Annotated in this window: 22 protein-coding genes and 3 pseudogenes; 10 read left to right on the forward strand and 15 right to left on the reverse strand. The window is 60.5% G+C overall.

Going from position 1 to position 24862, the window contains the following annotated elements:
- Positions 1–40 precede the first annotated feature (40 nt).
- Positions 41–199 carry a hypothetical protein gene (locus tag X265_RS40920; RefSeq protein ID WP_164939081.1) on the reverse strand — a complete coding sequence of 53 codons (159 nt, stop codon included), beginning with the start codon at positions 197–199 and terminating at the stop codon, positions 41–43.
- A gap of 1492 nt (positions 200–1691) precedes the next feature.
- Between X265_RS40920 and X265_RS37280 the strand changes: the two genes are divergently transcribed.
- Positions 1692–1859, forward strand: a complete 168-nt coding sequence (locus tag X265_RS37280; RefSeq protein WP_128929940.1) for a DUF2934 domain-containing protein — start codon at positions 1692–1694, stop codon at positions 1857–1859.
- 392 nt (positions 1860–2251) lie between these two features.
- On the opposite strand, the gene X265_RS37285 is transcribed toward X265_RS37280, so the two are convergent.
- The 6 genes from X265_RS37285 to X265_RS37315 all read right to left on the reverse strand — a co-directional run bounded on the left by X265_RS37285 (position 2252) and on the right by X265_RS37315 (position 10351).
- Positions 2252–3352: an HAD-IA family hydrolase gene (locus tag X265_RS37285; RefSeq protein ID WP_128929941.1), complete on the reverse strand. Its 1101-nt coding sequence runs from the start codon at positions 3350–3352 to the stop codon at positions 2252–2254.
- 8 nt (positions 3353–3360) lie between these two features.
- Positions 3361–4413: a DNA-processing protein DprA gene (locus X265_RS37290; protein ID WP_128929942.1), complete on the reverse strand. Its 1053-nt coding sequence runs from the start codon at positions 4411–4413 to the stop codon at positions 3361–3363.
- A gap of 388 nt (positions 4414–4801) precedes the next feature.
- Positions 4802–5914, reverse strand: coding sequence for a Fic family protein (locus X265_RS37295; protein ID WP_128929943.1), 1113 nt, complete (start codon positions 5912–5914; stop codon positions 4802–4804).
- Between the two features lie 178 nt (positions 5915–6092).
- Positions 6093–6293 carry a hypothetical protein gene (locus tag X265_RS41765; protein WP_128929944.1) on the reverse strand — a complete coding sequence of 67 codons (201 nt, stop codon included), beginning with the start codon at positions 6291–6293 and terminating at the stop codon, positions 6093–6095.
- A 641-nt stretch (positions 6294–6934) separates the two neighbouring features.
- Positions 6935–7807 carry a S1/P1 nuclease gene (locus X265_RS37305; protein WP_164934264.1) on the reverse strand — a complete coding sequence of 291 codons (873 nt, stop codon included), beginning with the start codon at positions 7805–7807 and terminating at the stop codon, positions 6935–6937.
- A 1200-nt stretch (positions 7808–9007) separates the two neighbouring features.
- Positions 9008–10351, reverse strand: coding sequence for an LLM class flavin-dependent oxidoreductase (locus tag X265_RS37315; RefSeq protein ID WP_128929947.1), 1344 nt, complete (start codon positions 10349–10351; stop codon positions 9008–9010).
- A 253-nt stretch (positions 10352–10604) separates the two neighbouring features.
- Between X265_RS37315 and X265_RS37320 the strand changes: the two genes are divergently transcribed.
- The 7 genes and pseudogenes from X265_RS37320 to X265_RS37350 all read left to right on the forward strand — a co-directional run bounded on the left by X265_RS37320 (position 10605) and on the right by X265_RS37350 (position 16717).
- Complete coding sequence (locus X265_RS37320; protein WP_128929948.1) at positions 10605–10877, forward strand: hypothetical protein; 273 nt, start codon at positions 10605–10607, stop codon at positions 10875–10877.
- Between the two features lie 114 nt (positions 10878–10991).
- Positions 10992–11921, forward strand: a complete 930-nt coding sequence (locus X265_RS37325) for a TauD/TfdA dioxygenase family protein (protein WP_128929949.1) — start codon at positions 10992–10994, stop codon at positions 11919–11921.
- Between the two features lie 27 nt (positions 11922–11948).
- A complete protein-coding gene (locus X265_RS37330) occupies positions 11949–13004 on the forward strand; it encodes an ABC transporter substrate-binding protein (protein ID WP_128929950.1) in 1056 nt (351 codons plus the stop codon).
- Positions 13001–13876, forward strand: coding sequence for an ABC transporter ATP-binding protein (locus X265_RS37335; protein ID WP_206733218.1), 876 nt, complete (start codon positions 13001–13003; stop codon positions 13874–13876). Before X265_RS37330 ends, X265_RS37335 begins: the two co-directional genes overlap by 4 nt.
- Positions 13869–14744, forward strand: a complete 876-nt coding sequence (locus X265_RS37340; protein WP_128929951.1) for an ABC transporter permease — start codon at positions 13869–13871, stop codon at positions 14742–14744. Before X265_RS37335 ends, X265_RS37340 begins: the two co-directional genes overlap by 8 nt.
- Positions 14745–14784: 40 nt before the next feature.
- Positions 14785–16400: pseudogene (locus X265_RS37345) on the forward strand (FAD-dependent oxidoreductase).
- The gene (locus tag X265_RS37350) at positions 16397–16717 is read left to right on the forward strand and encodes a 4Fe-4S dicluster domain-containing protein (protein WP_128929952.1); all 321 of its coding nucleotides are present in this window, start codon (positions 16397–16399) and stop codon (positions 16715–16717) included. The pseudogene X265_RS37345 and the gene X265_RS37350 overlap by 4 nt, the downstream one beginning before the upstream one ends.
- 278 nt (positions 16718–16995) lie before the next feature.
- On the opposite strand, the gene X265_RS37355 is transcribed toward X265_RS37350, so the two are convergent.
- Positions 16996–18219 (reverse strand): type II toxin-antitoxin system HipA family toxin, encoded by a 1224-nt coding sequence (locus X265_RS37355; RefSeq protein ID WP_128929953.1) that lies wholly within the window; start codon positions 18217–18219, stop codon positions 16996–16998.
- Entirely contained in the window at positions 18212–18730 is a 519-nt protein-coding gene (locus X265_RS37360) for a helix-turn-helix domain-containing protein (protein WP_249798546.1), read from the reverse strand. Before X265_RS37360 ends, X265_RS37355 begins: the two co-directional genes overlap by 8 nt.
- A gap of 537 nt (positions 18731–19267) precedes the next feature.
- Between X265_RS37360 and X265_RS41770 the strand changes: the two are divergent.
- Positions 19268–19528, forward strand: a pseudogene (locus tag X265_RS41770) (Fic/DOC family N-terminal domain-containing protein); the annotation flags it as partial.
- Positions 19529–19664: 136 nt separating this feature from the next.
- On the forward strand, positions 19665–20621 hold the full coding sequence (locus tag X265_RS41775) for a Fic family protein (protein ID WP_232995664.1): 957 nt from the start codon (positions 19665–19667) through the stop codon (positions 20619–20621).
- A 496-nt stretch (positions 20622–21117) separates the two neighbouring features.
- On the opposite strand, the gene X265_RS37370 is transcribed toward X265_RS41775, so the two are convergent.
- From X265_RS37370 to tnpA, 6 genes and pseudogenes are all read right to left on the reverse strand, one after another.
- Complete coding sequence (locus tag X265_RS37370) at positions 21118–21516, reverse strand: type II toxin-antitoxin system HicB family antitoxin (RefSeq protein ID WP_128929955.1); 399 nt, start codon at positions 21514–21516, stop codon at positions 21118–21120.
- 5 nt (positions 21517–21521) lie between these two features.
- Entirely contained in the window at positions 21522–21710 is a 189-nt protein-coding gene (locus tag X265_RS37375) for a type II toxin-antitoxin system HicA family toxin (RefSeq protein WP_128929956.1), read from the reverse strand.
- 75 nt (positions 21711–21785) lie between these two features.
- A complete protein-coding gene (locus tag X265_RS37380; RefSeq protein WP_232995571.1) occupies positions 21786–22412 on the reverse strand; it encodes a UPF0149 family protein in 627 nt (208 codons plus the stop codon).
- Positions 22409–23968 (reverse strand): IS66 family transposase, encoded by a 1560-nt coding sequence (gene tnpC / locus X265_RS37385; protein WP_128929539.1) that lies wholly within the window; start codon positions 23966–23968, stop codon positions 22409–22411. Before tnpC ends, X265_RS37380 begins: the two co-directional genes overlap by 4 nt.
- Positions 23969–24018: 50 nt before the next feature.
- Positions 24019–24373, reverse strand: a pseudogene (gene tnpB, locus X265_RS37390) (IS66 family insertion sequence element accessory protein TnpB).
- The gene (gene tnpA / locus X265_RS42460) at positions 24370–24843 is read right to left on the reverse strand and encodes an IS66-like element accessory protein TnpA (protein ID WP_128929538.1); all 474 of its coding nucleotides are present in this window, start codon (positions 24841–24843) and stop codon (positions 24370–24372) included. Before tnpA ends, tnpB begins: the two are co-directional and overlap by 4 nt.
- Between the last annotated feature and the right edge of the window lie 19 nt (positions 24844–24862).

Below are 24862 nucleotides of genomic sequence, written 5' to 3' on the forward strand. Positions count from 1 at the left end.
CAGGGCGGTGCTCCAGCGCGCGTGCTGATCCCAGCCGCGCTCACTGCGATGATGTTGCAGCTCGTTCGACCTTTTGCACCTTGAGTGCACGACGCTTCATTGTCGCCGTCAGCTTTTTTGCTTTTGCCGGGCGAGGTTTCTTTGGAAAAACGATGCCGGCTTGAGATAGCTCCTTCGGTCCGCGCTTCGTCATCATCATTCTCCGAACATATCTGGTTGATTTCGGGACGGCGCCGCAGCAGCTAACGCCGCACACCTGGCCGCTCGCCAGCTCGCGGCGGTGAAGCTGGATGTCGCGCGCCGCCTGGCGCGCTGAGCAGCAAAAACAAAGCCCTGTTAGCCTCATACCGGGCGGCCAGCCGGCTACGTTTTGAACCTGCCATGACCAGCATCCCTTCATCCGTCGAGAGCGACCAGAACCAGCCGCGGCCACGGCGAGTGAGCAAAATCTCATAATAGGGAAAACGGTCGGACATCGAATCCATTGTTCGTCTGCGCGCGGCGAGTTCCGGACCACCCGCTCGGCCGCGCCTGCCTAGCGGATGGGTTCACATCCAACCGTTGGGGGGCGTGCTGAACAGCTGGATCGGCCTGTTGCAATCCCGCTGCGGTGAAAATCATCAACAAATCCCAGTTCAACGCCGAATTCCGCCAGGACAGCCGGGTCCGTTCTTGCCCCTAGTTGCGCAATGTCGTCCGTGTTCGTTGACACCCGGCCTGGGTGCGTCATCCGGGCTAACAGTTTATATTGTCCTACTTTCAGACGAAAGATCAAATTTGCAACGTGCCTGCTCGTGCCCTTATTTTCCTTCACGTTTTCGGAGTCGCCCGTGTTGGACCCAGCGACGAGTGTCCTTCTCCGCGCCGTGCTTGATGAGGTCTGCCAGGAGATCTCCCGCAGTGAAACTGGCCTTCGTGCCCATGTCGCCTCCAAGTTGATCGAAGCCGCAACCAAGGGTGAGACAACAGCGGAGCGCCTAAGGCAGGTCGCGCTTGAGGCACTTCGCTCGACGCCGACGATGTGGCGCTAGGGAAGGGCGTGGCTGTGACTTTCAAGGTTCGTGTTGAACATCCTGGCCACCGGCAAAGACGGCCTCGCACAGATGCCGGATCTCAAGCAAATATACCAGGTTTAGCTACGGTGGATCCGATTAGGCCAAGCGCTCGAGAAGAATGATCGCATACTTGAGCTAGCCTTTTCTCAGAAGTTGATCGAGCGCATCGATCGAGATAGCGCGTCACCGAACAGAGCCCCGTGCCCTGGAGGCGATGGAAGTAAAGTCGCCTGCTGTCAGCGAGGGCACCAATATCAACAGCGCTTTTCTCGATGCGATTGTAGCTGGCGAGCCGCAGCGCATGACAACAAGCAAGCCGGTGTTCTAGCGACGCCTTTGGCTGCACGCGGATGGAGCCGGTCGCCAAGGCGGCCGGCAGCGGCCCGCACGTCTGCATCTAAACGCATCATACGCTCGTGAAGGTAAGATCGTGCTGAGGGGAAATTTAGCTAGGCCTTCCGGCCTTCTGAGGTTGGAGCGCGCTAATTTTGCTCGGGCGCATCTCATGCCTCGCCCTGGTTATTGGAACATGCTGGCTTCTGGGCGGTTCAATGAAAGGGCCCTTGTGCCCCCACGGTCCTGCCGCATACCCCCAAAGCCCCCCAAAGGCGGGACCGTGCCCCCGCGGAGTCCGCCATGGCATTCCCGACCGAAGAGCAGATCAAAAACAAGGCCCACGAGCTCTGGGAGAAAGCAGGCAGGCCGGAAGGGCGCGAACTCGAATTCTGGCATCAAGCCGAACGCGAGCTGCAGGAGCAGGCAGAGCGCGGCGCTCCGGAAAATGGCTCGCCTGACGCGATTTAGCCGCCGCCGTTTGGCACTCTCTACACGGGATCATGTTGTGCGTGCCCGCAAGACCGCCCGAGCGGAGTGAGCGACGAGCAGACGGGTGGAAACGGTTCGGCCGGGTTATTCGTCAACGTCAACTCTCATCTCGCGTGAGCTCTGCACGTCTGATTGGACGGGCCTCAAACCGCTGGCCATTCAGATCCACGTCCGTCTTCCTCTTCTTCAATGCCGGTCGTTGTCGATGGCGTCGTTCGTTCCGCGCTCGCTCGGCATGTTTTCTGGCTTGGAGCGCGGATCAATCGCTCACGCGCACATTAAAGCGCGATGAGAATGAGATGAATCCTCGTCGCGCTTTAGGTTATTGTTTGAGCCTCCGAAAACCGCTGCACACTTCTCGGGATCATGCTCTAGAAGTTTTCAGTGTTTTGGCAGTGGTGAGGATAACCCGAGCAGCCCCAGAATTTGAAATGGGTTGTGTGATTCTCCCGGATTTTCATAGAGCGACCGCAGGCGGGGCAGGTCTTGCGAGCAAATACCCGCTGGTCCTTCGCCAGCGTCATGATCCTGACTTCGCCGGCGCCGCTGGCGGCGAGTGTCCGGACACATTCCCCGGTGGTCTCCCCGGTCGTGTAGACATCGTCGATCAGCAAGATCTTGTTATTGTTCCATCTGAAATTAGAATGGAAAGCGCCTTTGATTGCTTCGGCGCGCTCCAGCGAATTCATCTGCTTGTAGCCCTCGATTTCCTTGACGACACGCAGGCCCTTCAGCTCCAGTTCGATGTCCTCATCGAAATGATCTGCTGCCTCATTGAGCAGCAATTCAAAGCGATTGCGCTGTTGAGAAGGCTTCATCGGAACCGGCACAACATAGTCCGGTGCCCAGTCGAGGGTTGCGATGGCTCGACCTACGGCCTCACCGAGAATCTTGGCGTGGGTATCATCACTCTTCAGCGACAACACGGCTGCGCTCACGCTTCGCCAATATAGCCGCGGCCAGGAATGTTCGCGTCTCAGCAAGGTGGATGCCTTCGACATGAAGACGTCCGGTGCACTGGAGGAAAGCTCGAAGATTGACGTAGGCCCCCATCGGACCGCAACAGAAGTCACCCCGGCATGGTAACTGGCTTCGATGTCACCGACATCATCACCGATGTAGAGCGTTTCCGTCGTCGCAGCCACGCCGACACGACGTAGCGCTTCCAGGATCGGCTCGGGGTCGGGTTTGTGGTTCTGGGTATTGCCGTAGCTGACCAGCACGTCGTAAGGGATGCGGAATTGCTGGAGGACTGAAGTCGCGTACCATTCAGGCGAAGAGGTGACGATGCCGATCCTCTGTCCGTCCGCCCTGAGAAGGGCGGGAAGCTCATGAGGCGCCGCGCGGCCTTGCGCGGGGAACGGCCGGATCAGATGCATATTCTGCCGGACATTGTCCCACATCTGAAAGCGACGTTGCTGCGCAATGGCCGAGCTATCGAAAAGCGTCATGTCGAGGTCAAACAGGAACATCCCAGCCGTTAGAGCATCGACATCTGCGTGGGTGACGACGGCGGAGCGACTGTTTGGGTTTCGCCACCAGCCAAGCGGCTTTCCAATAAGCCAAGCATGGAGGCGTAGTCTTCCTTGCTGGCTAGCGGCACAGCCACCGGGCGGTTGCCATACCTCTCGGCGAGTATGCGTCGGTAGTCACCTTCAGCCCGCACAGCTTCGGCGAAGCGGCTCGCGGGCAACTGCGTCATGGCCAAGATGCCCTGGCTCTTAGGCTCTGTGGCATGACGGCCCTGCGGCACTGGCGCAAACAGCACGCGGTCCTGTTGGATCGTGAAGCGCACCGTGTGCATCGAGCCGCCCTTGATGTCTGTCTGCATGACAAAGGTTGCTATCGAAAGCCCGCTTTGCAGGCGATCGCGCTGCACAAGATTGCGCGGGGATGGCGGCACGCCGAAAGGCTGCTCGCTGATCAGCGCGCCATCCTTTTCCAGAATCTCTTCGGCGAGCTTGCTATTCTGCTTCGGGTAAATGCCCTCAAGACCACCCGCCATCACAGCGACGGTCCGCCCGCCGTGATGCAATGCGCTTTGGTGGCTCAACGTATCGACGCCGATCGCAAGGCCACTCACGATCGCCCAATTGGCGCCGACCAGTGTCTCCACGATCCTATCGCTGACGATTTCGCCGAATTCGGACGGCTCGCGCGTGCCGATGCAAGCGACGCTGCGGCGCGGCGGAAGCTGGCCCTTCACAAACAGGATGGGCGGGCGATCGGCAAGAGAGCGCAGAGCCACTGGATAATCCGTATCGAAGATCGACAGAACACGCACCCCACGCCGATCCGCCTCGTCGAGCACTCGCTGTGCCTTCTCGCTGGCTTTAACAATGGCGGCGGGCTCCTGAAGGCATTCAGCCACCGCGGCCGAAACGACCGATCGAAGCTTCGCAGGCTCGGCGCCCAAAATCGCTTCAAGAAGCGAGAATCGTTCAGCGAGACGCTCGGCCGTAGCAGGGCCGATACCGCGCAAAGCGGTGAGTGTGAGAATGCCGGCTGCAGTTCGTGTCTCGGTGCCAATCATCGCATTCAACGCCTTTCAAATTGCCCTACTTCGGCGTTCTAGAACGACAGTCTCTCTTAAGGACGAGGATGAACGAGTCCGAGGTTAACGCAGTAAATGGCGAGCACCCTAGGAGATCGGCGGCGGCGAAGGATCAAGATTGCCGTGAACACGAACTTGCGCTTGGCATCCGCACATCGATGGACATCTGCACAATAGGTCATCACAGCGTAAGCAGGCAAGCCGGCCTACTCGATCAGCAGGTTGATAGAGCCGATCACCCGTGTTGAGGAAGCCTCAGCAACGAGAGTTCTTGTCTCGACGAATTAACGACGTCGATGTTGCGGTTAAGTTGCGTTGAGAGGATCTTCTCAAATGCTTCTTCCTCCTCATCCTTCCCGTTCCGCCATCAGCTGTGTGTGTCAACGAGCGAGTAGCTGGTGCTTCTGCCCCCGGCGGCATCTTTCTTAAGGATGCCATGTTCGATCAATTCCTCAATGTCCCTTGCCGCCGTCGCCTGGGAGACCTTCGTTAGCTTTGCCCACTTTGAGGACGTTAGCTTGCCCTCAAATCCATCGAACAGGCAATTAAGCACAGTTCGTTGACGTTCATTGAGCTGGCGAGCCGCATGACGATCCCAGAAGTCCGCTTTCTGGAGAATTCTCCCGAGAATGGCATCCGCGTTGTCAAAGGCGCGATCTAAGCAATCCAGGAACCACGCCATCCAATCGGTGATGTCGAGGTTTCCTTTCTGGATCCGCTCGAGAATTGAGTAGTAGTCGTTCCGCTCGCGCCGAATCTGCGCGGACATACTGTAAAACCTTTGCGGGCTCCGCTCTGATCTTGCCAGCGCAAGGTCAGCGATCGCACGCGCAATACGACCGTTGCCGTCTTCAAATGGATGGATGGTCACGAACCAAAGATGAGCGAGAGCGGCCTTCAACACGGGATCGATGCTAACGATATTACGGTTAAACCACTCCAAGAAGGTCTGCATCTGCGCATCGAGACGCTCGGCCGATGGAGCTTCATAGTGTACGCGCTCGCGACCCATCGGGCCCGAGACAACTTGCATGGGTCCAGTCTCGACCGTCCGCCACGCGCCGACGACTATCTTGGTCATACCGCTGCGCCCAGTGGGGAAGAGCGCGGCATGCCAGCCGAAGAGGCGTTCGGCAGTTAGCTCCTCGGCATAGTGTTCGGTGGCGTCGAGGATCATCTCGACCACGCCTTCGACGTACCGGTCGGCAGGGATAAGGCCCCCAATGTCCATACCAAGATGACGAGCGATGGAGGACCGAACCTGCGCATGATCGAGGATCTCACCCTCGATCTCACTCGACTTCACCACTTCTTCAGTGAGGGTCTGAAGAGTAGCCTCAGTTTTGAGGGGGAATCCGAGCCGCTCCATCCGGCCGAGCAGGCGGCCCTGCTTATGACGGACCGCCGCCAATCGGTCTGCAATCCGCTGCATATCCCAAGTGAATGTGGGCCAAGCAGGCAGTTCATGAATGTAGGCCATAATCTCATCATCTCTTGCAGAGATTATGCAAGCTAATCATTGCGCTGACAAGCTATTCTCTGCAACAAATGATGAGAAAATTGCCATAATCTCAGCAAGAGAATTCGGGGACCTGCGTAATGAGAGTCCGGAGAAGATAACCGTCTCGGGCGGGCGGTAATCGCTTCGAAGGGTTGGATCACACTTCGCCAGCGCCGGAGAAGAGCACCGTCGGCGGCGTTGCGCGGGGCGGCGGGAGGGACCGAACGCCTGGCGATCCCGGTCTGCTCTTCAGATCGTAACGCTGGGCGAGGTCGAGAAGCCGCCGCTTGGTGAATGGGTCGGCTTTCTCTGCTAGATCGCGCGCCCGCTGCGCAAAGCCACTATAGAACTCTTCCACGACGCCCCCCCGCAACATCACTGATAACCCGAATATCATTGCCGGATGCGCGTTCCGTCAAGGGCCTGCTGATGCGTCGGACGGATTTAAAGGATCTGCTTGAGCTCACGGCGCCAGAGAAACTAAGCTCACAGCGGAGGTGTAGCGCGGCAATCTGGGTAGGAAGCGCCTTCCATCCTGATCGCCGCGCGACACGGGGGGAAATCCGATCACAAGGCTCTACGCAAGCCGAAACCCTGTGCCCGACCTGCGGCAAGCCGATGACGGCCGTGCCTGACGACGAGGCGCCCGGCCGGCCGGGCTACGTCTGCCTCGCCTGCGGAGGCGATCCCCTGCACGATCCAGCTGCGCGGAAGTGGGCGGATAGCCCGCTGTGGCCGCCGTCCAAATAGCGCAACAACGAAACCGTCCCCGAGAGCTGGAGCCGACGGTCCTCTCATCTCGTCCAAATGCTTCGTCGTCGACTGCATTTCCAGCCTTGGTTTCATCAAACGAGCTGGCGGTGCTGTAGCAGCCGACGCCACCTCTAGGACGCAAATAAGGGCGCAGAAATATCAAATCAACGGCGGCGTTTCGCGTTGCCTTCGAGAGATGAACAAAGTTGTGATCGGACGCGTCTGTTGGTCAACGCTCGCCTCACATCACGAATCTCCAAGTGCATCCTCAAGGATGGCTTTCAATCGCGCAGCTCCCTTTGCCAGCTCGCCATCAAGATCTGATTTGACGGCAGCGGCATACTCCGCTCCGAGCTCAATGGGATGACCAGCGTCGTTCTGCTCCGGCGCACCTTGAGGCAGAAGCTGATAGGCCCTTATCCCGAGCGCATGGGTGTCATTGGCCCAAGCAGCGATGCGTGCCTCATCATAGGGAGCGGGCTCAACCGCCGGCAACGATGCACCGTCGATTGCGTCCGCATAGCTTCCCCACGAATAGGCCTGAAGGTCGATCAGAGAATCATCCCACATGCTGTGAAACGTCGATGCGCGCGTGTATGACGTTCCATCCGAGCGTTTGGCACGCAATATGACGTGCAACTTGTTACCACCCTGGTCGCCATCCCGTTCACTTGCGTGAAGCGGTTGCTCAAGATCACCCGCAAGATGAACCACCAGCTTGAGCGCACGCAGCCTGTCGTCCTTACTGCGCGAAGTGTCCTTTAACACCGCAATCGCCTCAGGCAGGCCCCGCACGATGCAAGTGCCCTGATTGTTTGCCTCATTGCAGTCCAGCGCGGAATCATAAGTGGCGCGGGCGACATCGATGTCGACGAAGTGCCAGCGATACGTGTTCTTCCCTTCTGCCGTGAACTTGTAGTCGTCAGCCCAGTTCGAGATCGACGCCAACGAGGTCTCTCCGATCAGGTCCTTGAGCTTGGTCGTGGCAGCCGGGGTGAGATGTCGCTGCGCGAGCTCAGCAATCACGGAATGCCCGAGCTGTCCCCACGCGAGCGCAGTCGACGTGCTGCCCGCCAGGATGGTAATGCAGGCGGGAAGTAGAACTCTAAGCTTTGTCACGGCAACCTCCAAAAAACGCATCGCATGTCAAACAGATGGTTGTGTCGGCTCTCGCCGCATCTCGCGGGCACGGCGGAACGTTTCCGCGGATTGGGCTGTCTCAACGCTTCCGATAGCGCTGCTCACCGCGCTCTGCCCTCGACCGGCGCCGGCGGATAGTTCTTCGAATCTGACTGACGAGATAAACGCCCCAAATGATCAGCATCTTGCCAACGCATTCCTTGCTCCCGCCAAGCCTTAAGGTACGTTGACAGGCGGCATGGCTTCCGTCGGACGCAACGCGACACTCTCACGCTGGTGTCCGCGCACGGCCAAGATAATTGCAAAGATGGCAAGGACAATCAGAGACCCACGCATGTCGAAAGGATACTCCCGAACTCTTATCGCAATTATGAAGCCGCTCACATCTACCTGGACGGAGGTTCTGGACCATCTTGTACGGCCAACGTCCAAGCAGCTTAAGTCGTATGCCAAGCCTTAAACGAGGCCTGCTGCTGCAACACGCCTCAGTCGTCTCGAGCAGTGTCCAAAAAATGCATTTTCAACGCGCAATAGCCGAAAAAGTGCGAGCAAGCGGGCTAACAACAGCCGCTCCAAACCTGCTCTGATTCGAAGCTGGCAGAGACAGCTGAGGCACTCATGCGCGAACATGATCTCATCTCAGGAAGCTTCCTGGGCCTGACTGGAGCGGGATTTGTCCTCCTGTGCGCAAGCCTGTTTGCATTCACCTTTTTATAGAGAACCGCTAGATCGGAGCCGGCGCGGATCAAGCCACAGTTACTTTGATGTTTCGGTCTGGGCAGAGACGTGCGCTGGCCTTCTGCTCTTCGACTTCTAATTGCAATGATTTTGTTTGAAGGCGCCGTCAGGCGGAGTCTTGATGCTCCCGACCAAGAGAGGAACCCGATTCGTCCGTTTTGAACATGAACATCGGATGACCCTCCTGGCAGCGGACGGGCGATGGTGGCGCAACTGTATACTAATCGAGGCGTCCGAAACTGGCGCCCGCGTTCTTATCGACGGATCGCCAGACGTGCTGCGATCACGGCATTTTTTCTTGCTGCTTTCAACGACTGGCTTGGCGTTTCGGCGCTGCGAATTGGTCAGGCTGGACGGTTCTGAGGCGGACATTCTGTTCAAAACCGGCAACGCACCTTGCTGAAGAGACGACGTGCGCACGGCCCGACTGGTTTTCCACCCTCACGCAATGGCCCGCACGGCGCCCGAGAACAGGCTGGCCGGGCGGCTCAAACCGTAGTGATCGCGCAGACTGCTGCCCGCATAATCACGGCGGAAGAGGCCGCGCTTGCGCAAGATCGGCACGACCTGTTCGGCGAACAGGTCGAACCCGCCCGGCAGCCACGGAGGCATGACGTTGAAACCGTCGGCTGCGCCGTTCTCGAACCAGGTCTGGATGTTGTCGGCGATCTTTTCCGGGGGGCCGGCGATGACCCAATGCCCGCGCGCACCGGCGAGGCGCTGCACCAGCTGGCGGATCGTGGGCTTTTCGCGATCGATGATGTCGACGATCAGCTTGAAGCGGCTGGCAACGCCATGCGCACCGTCGGTATCGATCAGGTGACGTGGGAAGGGGCCATCGAGATCAAAGCCGGCGAGGTCGAGCCCGGTCATCTGGCGGAGCTGGGCGAGCGAGAACTCCGGCTGGATCAGCGCGTTGAACTCGTCCTGAAGCCGGTCGGCCTCCGCTTGTGTGCTGGCGATGAACGGCGAGATGCCGGGCAGGATCTTGATCTGGTCAGGGCTGCGATCGAACGCACGCGCCTGCCGTTTGATGTCGGCATAGAACTCCTGCGCGCTCGCCAACGTCTGGTGCGCCGTGAAGATGGCCTCGGCAAAGCGCGCTGCGAAGGCGCGTCCGTCCTCGGAAGAGCCGGCCTGGACATAGACGGGCCGGCCCTGCGGCGTCCGTGAGACGTTGAGCGGGCCGCGCACGCGGAAGTATTTCCCTATATGGTCGATCGCGTGGATCTTGCTGGTATCAGCGAAAATGCCGGAGACGGGGTCATTGACGAGCGCATCGTCCTCCCAGCTGTCCCATAGCGCGGTGACGACATCGAGATATTCGCGCGCCCGCTCGTACCGCTCGTGATGCGGAGGATGCTCAGGCAGGCCGAAGTTCTGCGCTGCCTGTGGCGAGCTTGTCGTCACGATGTTCCATCCTGCACGCCCGCGGCTGAGGTGATCGAGCGACGCGAACAGCCGAGCGAGATTGTAGGGTTCGGTGTAGGTGGTTGAAGCGGTCGCGATCAGGCCGATGTGCGTGGTAGCCGACGCGATCGCGGCGAGAAGCGTGATCGGCTCGAGCCGGAAGCGCTGCGCGTAGCGGACGTTATCCGAGAGCACCGGCCCGTCGGCGAAGAAGACCGCGTCGAACTTGTGCGCTTCGGCGCGTTGCGCCAGTTCCTGATAGTAGGTGACGTCGAGAATGCGGTCCGTCGTCGAGGCCTTGTGCCGCCACGCGGCCTCGTGATGACCGTCCGGATAGATGAAGAAGTTGAGGGAAAGCTGGCGTTTGCTCATCATCTGGCTCGCAATGGTTGGTTATCTCCGGATCGCGGCGTCACCGCGCGCGTTGCAGTTGACTCTATGTCGATGCTCGCAAAGCTGTCGATGTAATGAATTTGCGTTGTTGTCGGCGAAGCGAGCATGAACGATACGAGCGCGTCGCTAGCGGGAGATGAGTGCGTTCGTGCTGGTGATCAAGGCAAATGAACCGCGTCGTTTCGTGCGTCCGTTGGCTCGATTTTGCTCGTCTTCGCGCATGTGAGGCGCTCGCATGGGCCGTCATGATCGCAAATCTTTCCGTGCTCGCCGTCCCAACGAAGCGATCATTGCGCGGCGCCGAAAACAACGCTGGTTTCGTTTCATTGACTGGAGCGCCATCGCTTTTACCATCGGCAACGTCCAAGCGAGGTCGTTCACCATGCGGCAATCCGATCCAAACATCGTTCGCAATGTGGCCCGGCTAATGGTGCTGTGCGCATCGCTTCGCACTGCGGCGATGGCGGAGAGCTGTACCGCCGGGATCCGCCTGCTGCCGACTGTCTAGCCGCCGACGTGATCCCCTAGGGCCAACCAGGAAACCACCCGTCACTGTCCGCCGCCGCCGGCATGACCGGCGTATGGCGGAGCTTTGTCCACGAATTCAATGAGAGATACGATCATGAGCAACCCGATCACCATCGACAACGTCATTCCGCGCGCCGATATCGTCAAACGTGCGGCCCGGCTCGGTGCCGAAATCCGGAACGTCAAATTATCAGGCGATTTGTCCGACGACGTCATTCGCGCCATCAATCATGTGCTGCTGGAGCACAAGGTCACCTTCTTCCGCAACCAGGGGCATCTCGACGATGCCGAGCAGGAGCGCTTTGCTATCAGGCTCGGTAAGCTCGTGCCGCATCCGACGGTCGGTGCGACCAAGGGCACTTCATCGATCCTGGAGCTCGATTCAGGTCGTGGCGGCGGTCGTGCAGACCAGTGGCACACGGACGTCACCTTCGTCGATGCCTATCCGAAAATCTCGGTGCTGCGTGGCGTTGTGATCCCGCCATACGGCGGCGATACCGTGTGGTCGAACACGGCGGCGGCCTATCTCGACCTGCCGGCGCCGCTGCGCAAGCTTGCCGACGAGCTCTGGGCGGTCCACAGCAACGCTTACGACTACGCGGTGAAGACGCCCGCGAGCGAAGCGGATCGCAAGCATTTCGACGAGGTTTTTACCGGCACGATCTATGAGACGGAGCATCCGGTCGTGCGGGTTCATCCCGAAACCGGCGAACGCACCCTGGTGCTCGGCAACTTCGTGCAGCGCTTCGTCGGCTTGCCGAAATATGATGGCCAGAAGCTGTTCGAGCTTTTCCAGTCCCACATCACCGCGCCCGAGAACACCGTACGCTGGACCTGGCAGGCCGGTGACCTCGCGATCTGGGACAACCGGGCAACCCAGCACTACGCCGTCAACGATTATGGCGATCAGCACCGCGTCGTCCGCCGCGCCACCATCGATGGGGAAGTGCCTGTCAGCGTCGACGGTCGTCACAGCGTGACGCGCGTCAAGGCGCCGAAGGCGCAGGCGCCCAAGGCCGCTTGATCTCCAACACTTGACCGGGTTTGACACATGAACTCTCTGTTTCAATTTTTTCAAGCGCGGCATCGTGCTGCACGGAGCGCCGCACGGCGGCTGCTTGTCAGCGCGCTGGCATTGGGCCTTGCCGCTCCCGCCTTCGCCGAGCCGCCGCTCGACAAGAGCGAGATCCGGTATCAGGGCTGGGCGGGGCAGGTGACCTTCATCGAGCTCGCCGACGACCTCGGCTATCTGGCGCCCCTGAAGCTGAAATGGGTCGGCAACACCATCAGCGGCCCACAGGACATCCAGACCGTGGTGACCGGGGATATCGACATCGGCGGGGCTTTCTACGGCGCGATCCTCAAGCTGATCGCGGCAAAGGCGCCCATCAAGGCCGTGGTCGGCTATTACGGCTCGGACGCCAACACCTATAACGGCTACTTCGTCAGGGACGACAGCCCAATCAAGACCGCGCGCGACCTGATCGGCAAGAAGGTCGCCGTCAATACGCTCGGTGCCCATCTGGAATTTGTGCTCCGCGAATATCTCGCCCGCAACGGCTTGACATCAGCGGAAGCCAAGCAGGTGACGCTGGTCGCGATCCCGCCGGTCAGCGGTGAACAGGCCTTACGCCAGGGCCAGGTCGAAGTGAGCACCCTTAGCGGCGTGCTGCGCGACAAGGCACTGGAGCGTGGCGGCATCCACTCGCTGTTCAACGACACCGGTCTGTTCGGCAATTTCACCGGCGGCTCCTACGTCCTGCGCGACAAGTTCATCAAGGACAATCCGGAGGCCTCACGCAAGCTGATCGAGGGCATTTCGCGCGCCATCGCTTGGGCGCAGTCGACGCCGCCCGAGGAGGTGCGCGCGCGCTTCGGGCGCATCATCGCGGAGCGCAAACGTAATGAGGACGCGACGCCGATCAAATACTGGAAGAGCACGGGCGTCGCGAGCAAAGGCGGGGTGATCTCGGATGCCGAGATCCAGGTGTGGATCGACTGGCTGGAGAAGGACGGTCTGTTCAAGCCGGGCCAGGTCAAGGCCTCCGAGACCTACACCAACGCCTTCAACTATTTCCGTCCCGGCAAGACGGCGGAGGCCCAGTGACCCAAGCGAGCCCGATCAAAATCAGCTTCGAACACGTCCGCAAGGAATTCGTGACGCGCGGCGAGGGAGGCGGCCCGTTGGGCCGTTTCACCGCCCTCGAGGACATCACGCTCGATGTTCGCACTGGTGAGTTCCTGGCCCTGGTCGGTCCCAGCGGCTGCGGGAAATCGACCCTGCTCGATCTGTTGGGTGGGCTGACGACGCCGACCAGCGGCCGCATCCTGCTCGACGGGCGGCAGATCAAAGGGCCCGGCCGCGACCGCGGCATCGTGTTCCAGCAATACGCGCTGTTTCCCTGGCGCACCGCCCTGGAGAATGTCGAGTTCGGGCTCGACATCGCCGGGCTGAAGGCCGCGCAGCGACGCGAGATCGCGCGGCATTTCCTCGACCTCGTTGGCCTGTCCGGATTTGCCAGCCGCTATCCGCACGAGCTCTCCGGCGGCATGAAGCAGCGCGTCGCGATTGCCCGCAGTCTTGCTTACGATCCCGAGGTGCTGCTGATGGACGAGCCGTTTGCCGCGTTGGATGCCCAGACGCGCGAGACGCTCCAGACCGAGCTGCTGCGGATCTGGCGCGCCACCGGCAAGACCATCGTCTTTATCACCCATGGCATAGACGAGGCCGTAGCGCTTGGCCAACGCGTGGCCGTGATGACCTCGCGCCCGGGCCGGATCAAGCAAATCTTCGACATTCCGGCCTCGCTGCGCAGCGAAGATGAGGACGTGCGTTCGCTGCCGGAGTTCGGTCAGGTCAGGCACGAGATATGGAGCCTGCTCCGGGAAGAGGTGCAGAAGGCGCAGCAGGGACAATCGAGCCGCCCCGCCGATGTCCGTCGCGGCAACAGTGACGTGAAGGAGATCGCGCATGTCTAGCCTTGAAACGCTGACGCTGCTGGAGCTCGCGCATGGGCGTCCGAACGCGTTGTCAGGCGGAGATCGCGCATCCCCACGGATCGCCGGCCGGCTTCATGCTGCCCTGCGCGCGCTCGGCGCATTGGGGCATCGCTCGCTGCTGCTCATCGTGCTGCTGTCGGTGTGGGAGGTTGCCCCGCGACTTGGGGTGGTCGATCCGGTATTCCTGCCGCCGTTCTCCGAGGTGATTGCCGCCGGCTGGCAGCTCGCACAGAGCGGCGAGCTCTATGACGACGTGTCAGCAAGCCTGCTGCGTGCCTTGAGCGGGTTTCTGATCTCGGTTGCCTTGATCGTTCCGCTTGGCCTTCTCGTCGGCTGGTACGCGCGGCTCGGCAATCTCCTGAACCAGTTCATCGAAATCTGCCGTAACACCGCGCCGCTGGCGCTGCTGCCGGTCTTCATCCTGCTGCTCGGCATCGGCGAGATGTCGAAGATCACGATGGTAATCTACAGTTGCGCCTGGCCGCTGCTGCTCAACACGATCGCCGCCGTCAAGCAGGTCGATCCGCTCCTGATCAAGTCGGCGCGCACCATGGGCGCGAGCCCGCAGCAATTGTTCCGCAAGGTCATTCTTCCGGCAGCGCTTCCGACCATCTTCGTCGGCATTCGCCTCGCCAGCGCCTCTGCCATGCTGGTGCTGGTCGCCTCCGAGATGGTCGGGGCGAAGGCGGGGCTCGGCTATCTCATCATCAACAGCCAGTACAGCTTCCTGATCCCGCAGATGTATTTCGGCATCCTGGGCATCACTGTGATCGGGCTGGCGTTCAACGCTGTGCTCGAGGTGATCGAGCGGCGCTTCATGCGCTGGAAGGCGCCGGTTTCGGCGTGAGCGCGCCAATTGTAATGGTTCGAACTTGGGGACGTGTTCAATGACCAACCAAATCCATCGCGCCGAGCGTAGGTCCGCACCTTCAGGATCGGTCGAATATGATGCAGACGTGCTGGTGCTGGGTGGCGGGCCCGCGGGCACCTGGGCAGCGGTAAGCGCGGCCGAACGCGGCGCGCGTGTTGTTCTCGCCGATAAGGGCTTTTGCGGCACCTCGGGCTCGACCGCGGCGGCGGGAACCGGCGTCTGGTACGTCGATCCCACGCCGACTGACCGCGAGGCGTCGATGGCGAGCCGCGAGAAGCTCGGCGGATATCTTCAGGACCGCCGCTGGATGGTCCGCACGCTCGATCTCACTTTTCAGCAGAGCAATCGCCTCGCCGAATGGGGCTATCCCTATCCCGTGGATGACCACGGCAAGTCGCAGCGCAACTCGCTGCAAGGCCCCGAATATATGCGCTTGATGCGCAAGCGGACCAAGCAGGCCGGCGTCACCGTCCTCGATCACAGCCCGGCGCTGGAATTATTGCTCGACGAGGCCGGGGCGGTTGCGGGCGCGAGCGGCCTGCGTCGCCAGAAGCAGGATCGCTGGACCGTGCGCGCCAAAGCGGTGGTGATTGCGACCGGCGGCTGTGCGTTTCTGAGCAAGACGCTAGGTTCGAACGTGCTCACCGGTGACGGCTATCTCATGGCCGCCGAAGCCGGCGCCGAATTCAGCAGCATGGAGTTTTCCAATCCCTACGCGATCTCGCCGGCGTTCGGCTCGGTCACCAAGACGCTGTTCTATGGCTGGGCCAACTTCACCTATGAAGACGGCAGCTGGTGCTGCATCCAAAGGCGGTCGTTCCGCGATTGCCCGAGCCCTGCTTCGGGGGGCCGGTCTATGCGCGGCTCGACAAGGCCGACGCGGACGTCCAGCTGCACATGCGGGCCTCGCAACCGAATTTCTTCCTGCCCTTCGACCGCACCGGAATCGATCCGTTCAAGGATCGTTTTCCGGTTACGCTGCGACTGGAAGGCACCGTGCGTGGCACCGGCGGCCTTCGCATCGTCGACGAGACCTGCGCAACCACCGTCCCCGGGCTCTATGCCGCCGGAGATGCGGCGACGCGCGAATTGATCTGCGGTGGCTTCACCGGCGGCGGCAGCCACAACGCCGCCTGGGCGATGACGTCGGGGACGCTGGCCGGGCAGGGCGCCGCGGACTACGCGCGGCAAGCCGCTGACGGTCGAGAGCTGTCCTCGGCTGGAACGGTCGGCCTCCGGAGCCGGTCGCGGCGCGCATTCGAGCCGGCCGCGCTGGCGCGAGCCGTCCAGGACGAGGTCTTCCCCTATGAGCTGAATTATTTCCGCGAGGCCTCACGGCTCGGTGGTGCGCTGGCGCGCCTCGATGCCGCCTGGCGCGATGTCTCGGAAGCAGGCGCTGCCGGCGCGGCCGAATTGCTCCGCACGCGTGAAAGCGCGGCGATGCTGGCCACAGCGCGATGGATGTACCGCAGCGCACTGGCGCGTCAGGAAAGCCGCGGCATGCATCGTCGTGACGATTTCCCCGAGCAGGACCATCGGCAGCGCCACTACCTGACATCGGGCGGCCTTGACGAAGTCTGGACCGCCGTCCGGCCCCATGCCGAGGCGGCTTACGCGGAGGCTGCGGAATGATCGAGGTCATCGATAGCGAGCGCTGCACCTCTTGCGACATTTGTGTCGCGGTATGTCCGACCAACGTATTCGACAAAACGGACGGGCTTCCGGTGATCGCGCGGCAGAGCGATTGCCAGACCTGCTTCCTCTGCGAGCTCTATTGTCCTGAGGACGCGCTCTACGTCTCCCCTTTTGCCGATGAGACAGAGCGGGTCGATCTTGTCACCGTCAAGGAGGCCGGGGTGATGGGCAGCTATCGCCGTGCCGTCGGCTGGACCGACGAGACGAGCAATCGGCGCAACGCTGATCGCAGCTACCTCCTCTTTGTGCATTGAGGACAGTGCATGCATTCGCTCCCGCTCCGCCATCAATGCGACTAACGTTGCGGCGTAGGTGCGTAACGCGATGGAGGCAACTTCGCTGGGATCGACGCATAGATCTGATAGAAACCGTCAATGACGGTCTACTCGCAACTCAAGAATTTCATATCCAGCGCCGGGCGAGGCTCGCCTGACCCCACAGTCCGCGCGCAGGGACTTCATCGAATTCAAATAACCAGTGGGAAGGAAGCGTCTCTCACTCTATTCTGTCAGAAACCCCGGCTATTCAAGCCTTAGAGCTCCTTGTAGATCGGGATCGTCTCGGTATGTGCATCGATGACTTCGATGACTTGTCGTTGCAGCGGGAGTTCTGTCTTGCGCTCCTTCCAAAGTTTCTTGAAGCGCTGCACCGTTTCCGCAGCCGTTTCGAGCGCAAGCGTCTCCGACATCTTCGCCTTGGCAGCCAGATGCGCCAGCTCGTCCTTTGAGAATTCGGCCATCTTCTTCGTGCGCGAATAGTTCAACGCCATCTTGTCGTCCGGGATGTACGCAATAGTCGAGAGCAGATCGTAGGCGGGCGACAGGACGGGTGTCCGCCCATCAGGGTAGATCAATGACCAGTTCTTCAGGTGCATGTCGGCGTTGCCGATCAGTGTGCTGAATACGAGTCGTCGGACGAACTCGGCGAGGTCGGCCTCACCAGTCTCAATGCCGAGGACACGCGCGATGCTTCGGTAATTCGCCTTGTCGTATTTTTCATCCGGAAAGACGCCGAATACCTGAGCGAAATCCTCCATGTGGACCGGAGCATCAGCCGTGCGGTCGAACCGCTTCACGGCAAACGCCCGCCCCTCGAGTTCGCCGATTCCGTCCGGAAGACCTTTGATTGCCTCGACGTCGATCAGTTGAAGCTCGGGCACATCCATGCCGATGTCCTTCGCCAGGGTCATCATGGAGTATTCGTTCTCAGGCACGCCGATATACTGATGTGACGGTAGCTTGACGATCCATGAACCGCCGACACCTTCGACCGGAATAGTGAGTCCGCCCTTCTTGGGATCATTCTTGAGCGCGGAGAACTTCAGCTGCACGCCCGCAAGCGAGAAGCGCATCATGTTCTGCCGTTTATCGGGCGTAAGATTCTCCTCGACCTGGGGGGGCAGCGCGTCTCCATCGGCCGGGTGGACCGACAGGGCACCCGGAAGGTCTCGGCCCAGCATCCACAGGAGGAAGAACTCGCGCCGTTCCTTCACGCCCGCCCGTTCCGCAAGATAGCGACGAAGCGGCCCTTCCGGCAGAAGATTGGAGAAGAATGGCGCGAGAACTTGTTGATACGGTTTGAACGAGGTGAGCAGATTCCCGAACGAGTCCTTGAAAGACAGGCTCAAGGTGGAACGGTGGGCGTCATCGATGTAGGTCTGATTGAAGGCGAGCAGCGAACGATCGCCCTGCACGAGTGTGAGAGTCGCGATCGGGGTATCGTGCAGGTGGACATTTAGAACGGATACGTCAGGCATCGTCGTCCTCATCGTCGAGAGCGTAGGCGGGGCGAGGGGCTTCTTCGGGATGAGCGACCCTGTTGCGTACACCCTGTAACGCGCCTGCAGAATCTTCCAGCAGAGCCCTGGGTATAGGTTCGACGCTATAGGGACGCAGGCTCTCGACGATATCTGAGACAAGTGCCAGGTCGGTTTTTGAAAGATGGACCTGTTTCAGAAAGCGAAAATATTCGGCGATGCGGTCGAGGGTGGCTGAACTGCCATAGCGTTTCCTTTGACCAGAGACGATGCGTTCGGCCTTGCTGAAGACATCCGACGATCCTTGTTCGGACGAGAATTCGGCAGCGTTTGATCGCAGTAAGCCCTCTATCGCGGGAAGAAGTTTCTTCGGCACAAGGACGAGCTCCAGGTCGAGCGCCCGCGCCATCTGCATGAAGCTCGACAGGCCCGGTTCGAGGCGACTGGTCTCGATTTGCGAGATGTGCGCCTGGGTCATACCCGCGCGGGCCGCCAGCGCGCGTTGGCTCATGCCCGCCTTTGCGCGCTGAGCGGAGGCGGCTTTGATGAGCTCTTCACTTTGGTAAGTCACAATATATTATCCTGATCAAATAAGTCATTCGATCTGTATTATATATCGAAACGCCGACATGTCTCAAGCTGACCGATCAGTATTGTTATCAAGCAGCCATCATGATAAGTAAAATTATCGATGAAGCGCGGACGAATTTCGCTTGCGCGCGGCCTTCGCCGGGCCGGCTCTTGACTAGGCCGCCCGGCCCAGGCCCTGCGGCGTTCCCGCCCGCGCAAGAAACTGCGAAAAACCTAGCTGCCTAGACGATCATCGCTGCCATAGCCGAGAGGCGAACGGATCCATCGTGGACCGATAACGAAAGAGACTTTGAGAGCCTCAGATCCATCAACCCGCTTTGCAAAGGCCGGAACTCATAAACACGAGGGAATTGCTTCCTTGCGAACCAAAATAAAGCCTCAGCGATCGCGGTGTGTTATGGTTTTTTGCAACAACCCAAAATATAACTAGCAAAATTAGCCTCTTAGTTTGGGTTCCATGAAGCGTAGCGATCTCAGCCGCACCATCCGGGAAACCCTAAAACGGCTTCCGCCACCCTACGATTCCCACTACGGGATCGTTCCACCGGCACCTCCAGAGGACGGCGTATTCGCCCCCGGTGCAGCGAAAGCCCTGGAAGCGGCACAAGCGGCATTCGGGACGGTCAACGCCATCCTTACCAGGCGCGAGGCGGTCAGTTCCTCGTCGATCGAAGGCACCCAGAGCACTCTCGACGAACTGCTTTCCGTCGAAGAGACGGGCGATGACGGCGCCCGCAACGAGGCACGCCAGGTCTGCAGCTACGCCGTCGCCCTCGATAGGTTTGTCCCGCGGGCCACCGAGCTTGGCTACGGCGTCTTCACTATTGATCGATCAAGGATCTCCATCGCGCGTGATGAAGGACGACCCGGATTATCAGGACGATCCCGGCGACTTCCGAACGCGCGTAGTCTGGATCGGCGGGAACAAAGACATCGCATATTCAAGTATAAATCCTCCACCCCCACCCGACGTGCCAGATTGCCTCGCTCAGGCGGTCGACTACCTCCGGAACGAGGGCATGCAGCAGATGACTCAAGGGTTCATCACGCGCATGGCCATTGCGCACGCCCATTTCGAAGCGGTACACCCCTTTCGCGCCGGCAACGGTCGCGTGGGTCGTCTCCTCCTCCCGCTCATGATGGCGGCGGAGAAGCGTGTACCGCTGTACCTTTCTCCCTACATCGAAAGCAAGAAGGGCACGTACTACGCATCCCTCAAGAACGCCCAGCAGCGGCTCGACTGGGAGCCGATCATCACGTTCATGGCCGACGCCGTGACCGCCACCGTTGAAGAGCTCATCCGCACCCGGCAGGCGCTGTCGGAGTTGTCCGAACGCTGGAGGGGTCGCCGGAAATTCCGTAAGGGTTTCTGCGGCTCTTCGGGCGCTGGACGAGCTTCACAACTATCCGGTCGTGACGGCGAAACGGCTCCGCGAACTTCTCGACATCTCTACCGCCCAGATCAACCAGGGCATCGCGCAGCTGGAAGAGGTGGGCATCCTACGGGAGCGGACCGGCTACGCGCGCAACCGCGTACGCCGCCTCGGAGGCGCTTGCCATCATCAACCGCCCGTTCGGCGAAGAGCCGGTTCTCGCAAACGTCAGTCCCGAGGTCGGTCCTGACAAGATCTCGGTCGGCCCCAAGGGGCCATAGAGCGAATTCCGGAAGATGGCTGCGGCTCAGAATCGAAGAGGCGCTCCGGCTGCTTCATCGAAATAAATCCGTTCTCTTATGCCGGTATTGGCGGATGAAAAATTTAGAACTGGCAAATTTGGAACTATGGGCAGGCAAACTATGCCGCGAGAGCTAAGCGGATCGTCCAGGTGGTCCACGGCCATGGATGCTCGCGTCATGTTCAACCGCGGCCTTCTTCGCATCCGTCGCAACTGGCCGACCACTGTCCACGCCGCCGGCCTTTATTCGGTATTGGCTATCCGTTGAGCCTACGGCTGGCCGTCTGACAACGAAATCGGCCCCCGCAACCGAATTGCTGCCGGAGCCGGAATTCACCTCGTCCAAATGCTTTCGCCATCAAACTGCAATCCCACGCCTCGTTCCATCGAACGTGGCTCACGGTGCTGTCGACGCAGATCAAGGCGCGCAGGCTCGGAGTGCCGAGGAGTCCGGGGGTGCAACGTAACAGTGCCGGGGACCACGCTCGTGCCGATCGGCAGAATTCAACCTGCGTCTCGGCATGTCGCTTTGAACAGCGTCAACATCGCATCGGCCCACATAGCGGTGCCCATTCCGCAATGCGTCCGTCTGATCGTATTGCGGTCTTTTTCGAATGAACTCAGAGCCTTGATTTAGGCTGCTTCTCCTATGAGTCTCTTCGCGGCCTGAGTTAGGAGGCCCGATCTCGTAAAGCCGTGCGCTTCAGCATATTTGTCGATCTGATTCAGAACGTCCTCAGGAAGGGTGACATTCACACGTATAGCCTTTGGTTGTTCGGGTTTGACCGACACCAAAATAGCTACCCCAGTTCGATGATCAGGATCTGCCATAACATCCTCTAGAGTAGAGGGCTCCGGAATGGCTTCTCCATCTTCAGCAAGACCCTCGATATGAAGGGTGAGGGCTTCCTCTGCCATAGCACGAGCGTCATCAAGGCTTTTGCCTGCCGTGATCACTCCGGGGAAGTCTGGAAATGAGACGCCGAAATCGCTGTCGGCATCCTTATGGATAAGACCAATATAGTTACGCATGGCGCTTACCTCAGTTTGAGACCTGACTGCTTTTCAATACTCTTCAGTGTCCCGAGTGGGACATCCCGTTCGGGGTGCGGAACAATTACGCGACCCTTCTTGAATGGATGTTTGAACTGCACATGGCTGCCTTTCCGGCCCACCTCAAACCATCCATCCCCTTGAAGGATCGAGATAATTTCCCGGCTTTTCATAGTGTGTATTTATACACACTATGTGTAGACTGTCAACCCAATGGTAACCGGTATGAGCTCCCACGTCTGCAGTGATCAGCCTGTGCGAGCGTAGCGGGTCGGCATCCAGTACTGACGCATGGCCTCGACGACGTCCGGAATGTCGGCATGGGCGTTGCGCAGGAATTCCTCGGTCTCGCGGCCTTTCCTTGGTGGTCCAAGCAGTGGACGCCCTTGATCGTCGACGCAATGCAGCAGGATGGGCAGGAGCAAGCCGTGGTGTATGTTGCTGACGTCGAGCAGTGGGCCCCAGGCTGATAGTCGCAACCGCATGGCGGCATGGAATCCCTGACACCACGGCCGCGCATCAACGTCGCCATTCGGCTTGCGGCCATGGACCGGTGCGAACCGATGTGGTGCGGTGGAAAGAACATTACTGATGTCGTTGTGGCGCAGCGCGACGGCCGAAATCGCGGCGAACTCCGGCGTGCCGCCATGGTTGAATGCGTCGGCGTCGATGGCGAGCAGCGGACAGATCCAGTCGAGCGGACTCATCGACACCGGCCCGGCCACGATCGCGGCGACATAGCCGTCGAGCATGGGAAGACTGGTGGCGACGGGATGCTGCTCGGCACGAGCCTGTAGCCAAGGCTCAAGTTCGTCGAGCGGCATCGCGGCTGCCGCCATCGATGATGAAGATGATGAACGGCGGCGGCGGGTCATGCGGCCACCCGTGCGCTGAGCTCGCGGGTCGCCTTCCAGTTCCAGGGGAGAAGTTCGTGCAGCTGGTGGCTCTTGGTCTGACCGGAGACGATGCGCTCCAGCACATCGGCCAGATAGGCCTGCGGATCGAGTTCGTGGAGCTTTGCCGTATTGACCAGCGACGCAAGGATTGCCCAGCTCTCGGCGCCGCCCTCGCTGCCGCTGAACAATGAGTTACGGCGCCCCATCGCAATCGGGCGCATTGAACGCTCGACGGTGTTGCTGTCGACCTCGACGCGGCCATCGCGGAGAAATAGCGTCAGTCCGTCCCAGTGATTGAGCGTATAGTTGATGGCCTCCACTAGCTTCGATTGGGAGAACAGGTGGTCGAGCATCGAGGTCAGTCGCGCCTTCAGCACCTCCATCAGCGGTGCGGACCTGGTGCGGCGGGCGGCAAGCCGCTGTTCGGCGCTCAAGCCACGGATCTCGGCCTCGATGGCGTAGACCGCTTGCAGGCGCTCGATCACTTCGTGAGCGAACGGCGACTGCATCGTCTTGTACACCTCGACGAATTTGCGTCGGGCATGCGCGAGACAAAAAGCCAGCTGGATCGCCCCGCCTTGACCGCGGGCAAGCGCTTTGTAGGCGGCATAGCCATCCACCTGCAGAATGCCGGAGAAGCCGGCCAATTGCCCGGCGATCTCCTCGGTGCCGCGGCCATCCGCAAACACATAGGCGACCGCCGGCGGCGATGGGCCACCCCATGGGCGATCATCCATCGCATGCGCCCAGAACTGGCAGATACGAGTGCGATGTCGTCCGGGATCGAGCACCGGCATCGGCGTCTCGTCGCAGAACAGCCGCGGCGAAGCCTGGATCGTCCGCAGCTGAAGCTCATAAAGACTCTTAAGCCACCATGCCGCACGCTTCACCCAGCCGGCGAGCGTCGCGCGGTCGAGATGAAGGCCCTGACCGGCCAGGATCTGCACCTGGCGGTACAGCGGCAGATACCAGGCGAACTTCGAGATCACCACGTGAGCCACGAGTGCCGTCGATGCCATGCCGCTGTCGATCAGACGCGGCAGCACCTTCGCCTGCACCACGCCGTCGGTGCAGCCGCGGCAGGCGTATTTGGGACGAATCGTGCGCAGTACCCGCAGGATCGCCGGGATCACGTCCAGTACCTCGCTCACATCCTCGCCGATCCGGTGCAGAAGGCCCTGGCAGCACGGGCACGCTGTCGTGTCTGGCTCGAGCACCTGCTCGCAGCGAGGCAAATGCTTGGGTAGCGCGCCGATGTTGCGCCTCGCCTTCTTGCGCGGCTTCCCAGCCGGCTTCGTCGCAGGCAAATCGTCGTTGGCTGGCGCAGGTGATGTGACGCCAGTCGCGAGATCGTCCAGTTCGAGCGCGAGCTGCTCGGCCACGATCGCCGCCAGCCGCTCTGAGCGCTTGCCGAAGATCATCTCCTTCAGCGTCTGCATCGCCACACGTAGCTTCTCGTTCTCGGCGTCAAGCGCGAGCACCATCTCGGCCAGAGCCGCTGCATCGGTCGGAAGAGCTTCGGGACGAATCGCCATGATCGAACGATATATCCGCCCATCACAGGCTCCAGCAAAATCTTCGCCTCTCAGCCGACAACGGCCGGCTGCTTCACAGGCTTGTGTGAAACACGCGTCCACTCAAGTCCGTCGAGCAGCATCGCGAGTTGTGTCGCACTCAGATGCACCACGCCGTCGCGGACCGGCGGCCAGGTGAAGTGTCCCTGGTGCAGCCACTTCGTCACCAGCACCATGCCGCTACCATCCCATGCCAGAAGCTTCACTCTGTCCGCGCGCTTGCTGCGGAACACGAAGATGTCGCCGCAATACGAGGTTCGCGTGCAACGCTTCGCTCACCAGCGCCGACAGCGTGTGCACCGACTTGCGAAAGTCGACTGGCTGTGCCGCCAGCACCACCTTGAGGTCAGACCGTAATGCAATCAACGGATGCCCCGAAGCGCCGATAGCACTGTCGAAAGCGTCGCCAGCTCCACTCCGGGCTCGACCCGGATGCGTGCCCCGCCCAGCTCGATCTCGATCATTCCGCCAAGCTTGCCTGGAGCCGATGCCATCTGCGGCGGCACCTTATGCGCGCACGCTAACCGGTCCGACTCGTCTGCCGTCGCCGGACCGCTCTCGGAAGCGATCCGGACCGGCACGAAGCCTGGCGCCTGAAAGCTCACTGCCGTCGCGAACTTGCGCCGCCACACCGTCAGCAACCCACGGACAACGCCATGGCGCCGAGCGACCTCGGAAATATTGGCCCCTTCCTCGAAGCTCTCGGCCACGATCCGAGCCTTCTCTTCAGCCGTCCAGCGCCGTCGTCGACGCTGCCCTGTGATCACCTCGATCCGACGATAGGAGCCGCTTTCCTGCCTGGCATCAAGCCTGGCTTCATGCATGGCATCTGCCATAGCCCACCTCCAAAAAACA

It is taken from the genome of Bradyrhizobium guangdongense, assembly GCF_004114975.1.
In the GTDB taxonomy this organism is placed as follows: Bacteria; Pseudomonadota; Alphaproteobacteria; order Rhizobiales; family Xanthobacteraceae; genus Bradyrhizobium; species Bradyrhizobium guangdongense.

What these genes read in the sequence shown, in the direction of transcription:
- X265_RS40920 (WP_164939081.1), bottom strand. Translation starts at nt 199, where the DNA reads ATGATGATGACGAAGCGCGGACCGAAGGAGCTATCTCAAGCCGGCATC.
- X265_RS37280 (WP_128929940.1), top strand. Translation starts at nt 1,692, where the DNA reads ATGGCATTCCCGACCGAAGAGCAGATCAAAAACAAGGCCCACGAGCTC.
- X265_RS37285 (WP_128929941.1), bottom strand. Translation starts at nt 3,352, where the DNA reads ATGTTCCTGTTTGACCTCGACATGACGCTTTTCGATAGCTCGGCCATT.
- X265_RS37290 (WP_128929942.1), bottom strand. Translation starts at nt 4,413, where the DNA reads ATGATTGGCACCGAGACACGAACTGCAGCCGGCATTCTCACACTCACC.
- X265_RS37295 (WP_128929943.1), bottom strand. Translation starts at nt 5,914, where the DNA reads ATGGCCTACATTCATGAACTGCCTGCTTGGCCCACATTCACTTGGGAT.
- X265_RS37315 (WP_128929947.1), bottom strand. Translation starts at nt 10,351, where the DNA reads ATGATGAGCAAACGCCAGCTTTCCCTCAACTTCTTCATCTATCCGGAC.
- X265_RS37320 (WP_128929948.1), top strand. Translation starts at nt 10,605, where the DNA reads ATGGGCCGTCATGATCGCAAATCTTTCCGTGCTCGCCGTCCCAACGAA.
- X265_RS37325 (WP_128929949.1), top strand. Translation starts at nt 10,992, where the DNA reads ATGAGCAACCCGATCACCATCGACAACGTCATTCCGCGCGCCGATATC.
- X265_RS37330 (WP_128929950.1), top strand. Translation starts at nt 11,949, where the DNA reads ATGAACTCTCTGTTTCAATTTTTTCAAGCGCGGCATCGTGCTGCACGG.
- X265_RS37340 (WP_128929951.1), top strand. Translation starts at nt 13,869, where the DNA reads ATGTCTAGCCTTGAAACGCTGACGCTGCTGGAGCTCGCGCATGGGCGT.
- X265_RS37350 (WP_128929952.1), top strand. Translation starts at nt 16,397, where the DNA reads ATGATCGAGGTCATCGATAGCGAGCGCTGCACCTCTTGCGACATTTGT.
- X265_RS37355 (WP_128929953.1), bottom strand. Translation starts at nt 18,219, where the DNA reads ATGCCTGACGTATCCGTTCTAAATGTCCACCTGCACGATACCCCGATC.
- X265_RS37360 (WP_249798546.1), bottom strand. Translation starts at nt 18,730, where the DNA reads ATGAGCCAACGCGCGCTGGCGGCCCGCGCGGGTATGACCCAGGCGCAC.
- X265_RS41775 (WP_232995664.1), top strand. Translation starts at nt 19,665, where the DNA reads ATGAAGGACGACCCGGATTATCAGGACGATCCCGGCGACTTCCGAACG.
- X265_RS37370 (WP_128929955.1), bottom strand. Translation starts at nt 21,516, where the DNA reads ATGCGTAACTATATTGGTCTTATCCATAAGGATGCCGACAGCGATTTC.
- X265_RS37375 (WP_128929956.1), bottom strand. Translation starts at nt 21,710, where the DNA reads ATGAAAAGCCGGGAAATTATCTCGATCCTTCAAGGGGATGGATGGTTT.
- X265_RS37380 (WP_232995571.1), bottom strand. Translation starts at nt 22,412, where the DNA reads ATGACCCGCCGCCGCCGTTCATCATCTTCATCATCGATGGCGGCAGCC.
- tnpC (WP_128929539.1), bottom strand. Translation starts at nt 23,968, where the DNA reads ATGGCGATTCGTCCCGAAGCTCTTCCGACCGATGCAGCGGCTCTGGCC.
- tnpA (WP_128929538.1), bottom strand. Translation starts at nt 24,843, where the DNA reads ATGGCAGATGCCATGCATGAAGCCAGGCTTGATGCCAGGCAGGAAAGC.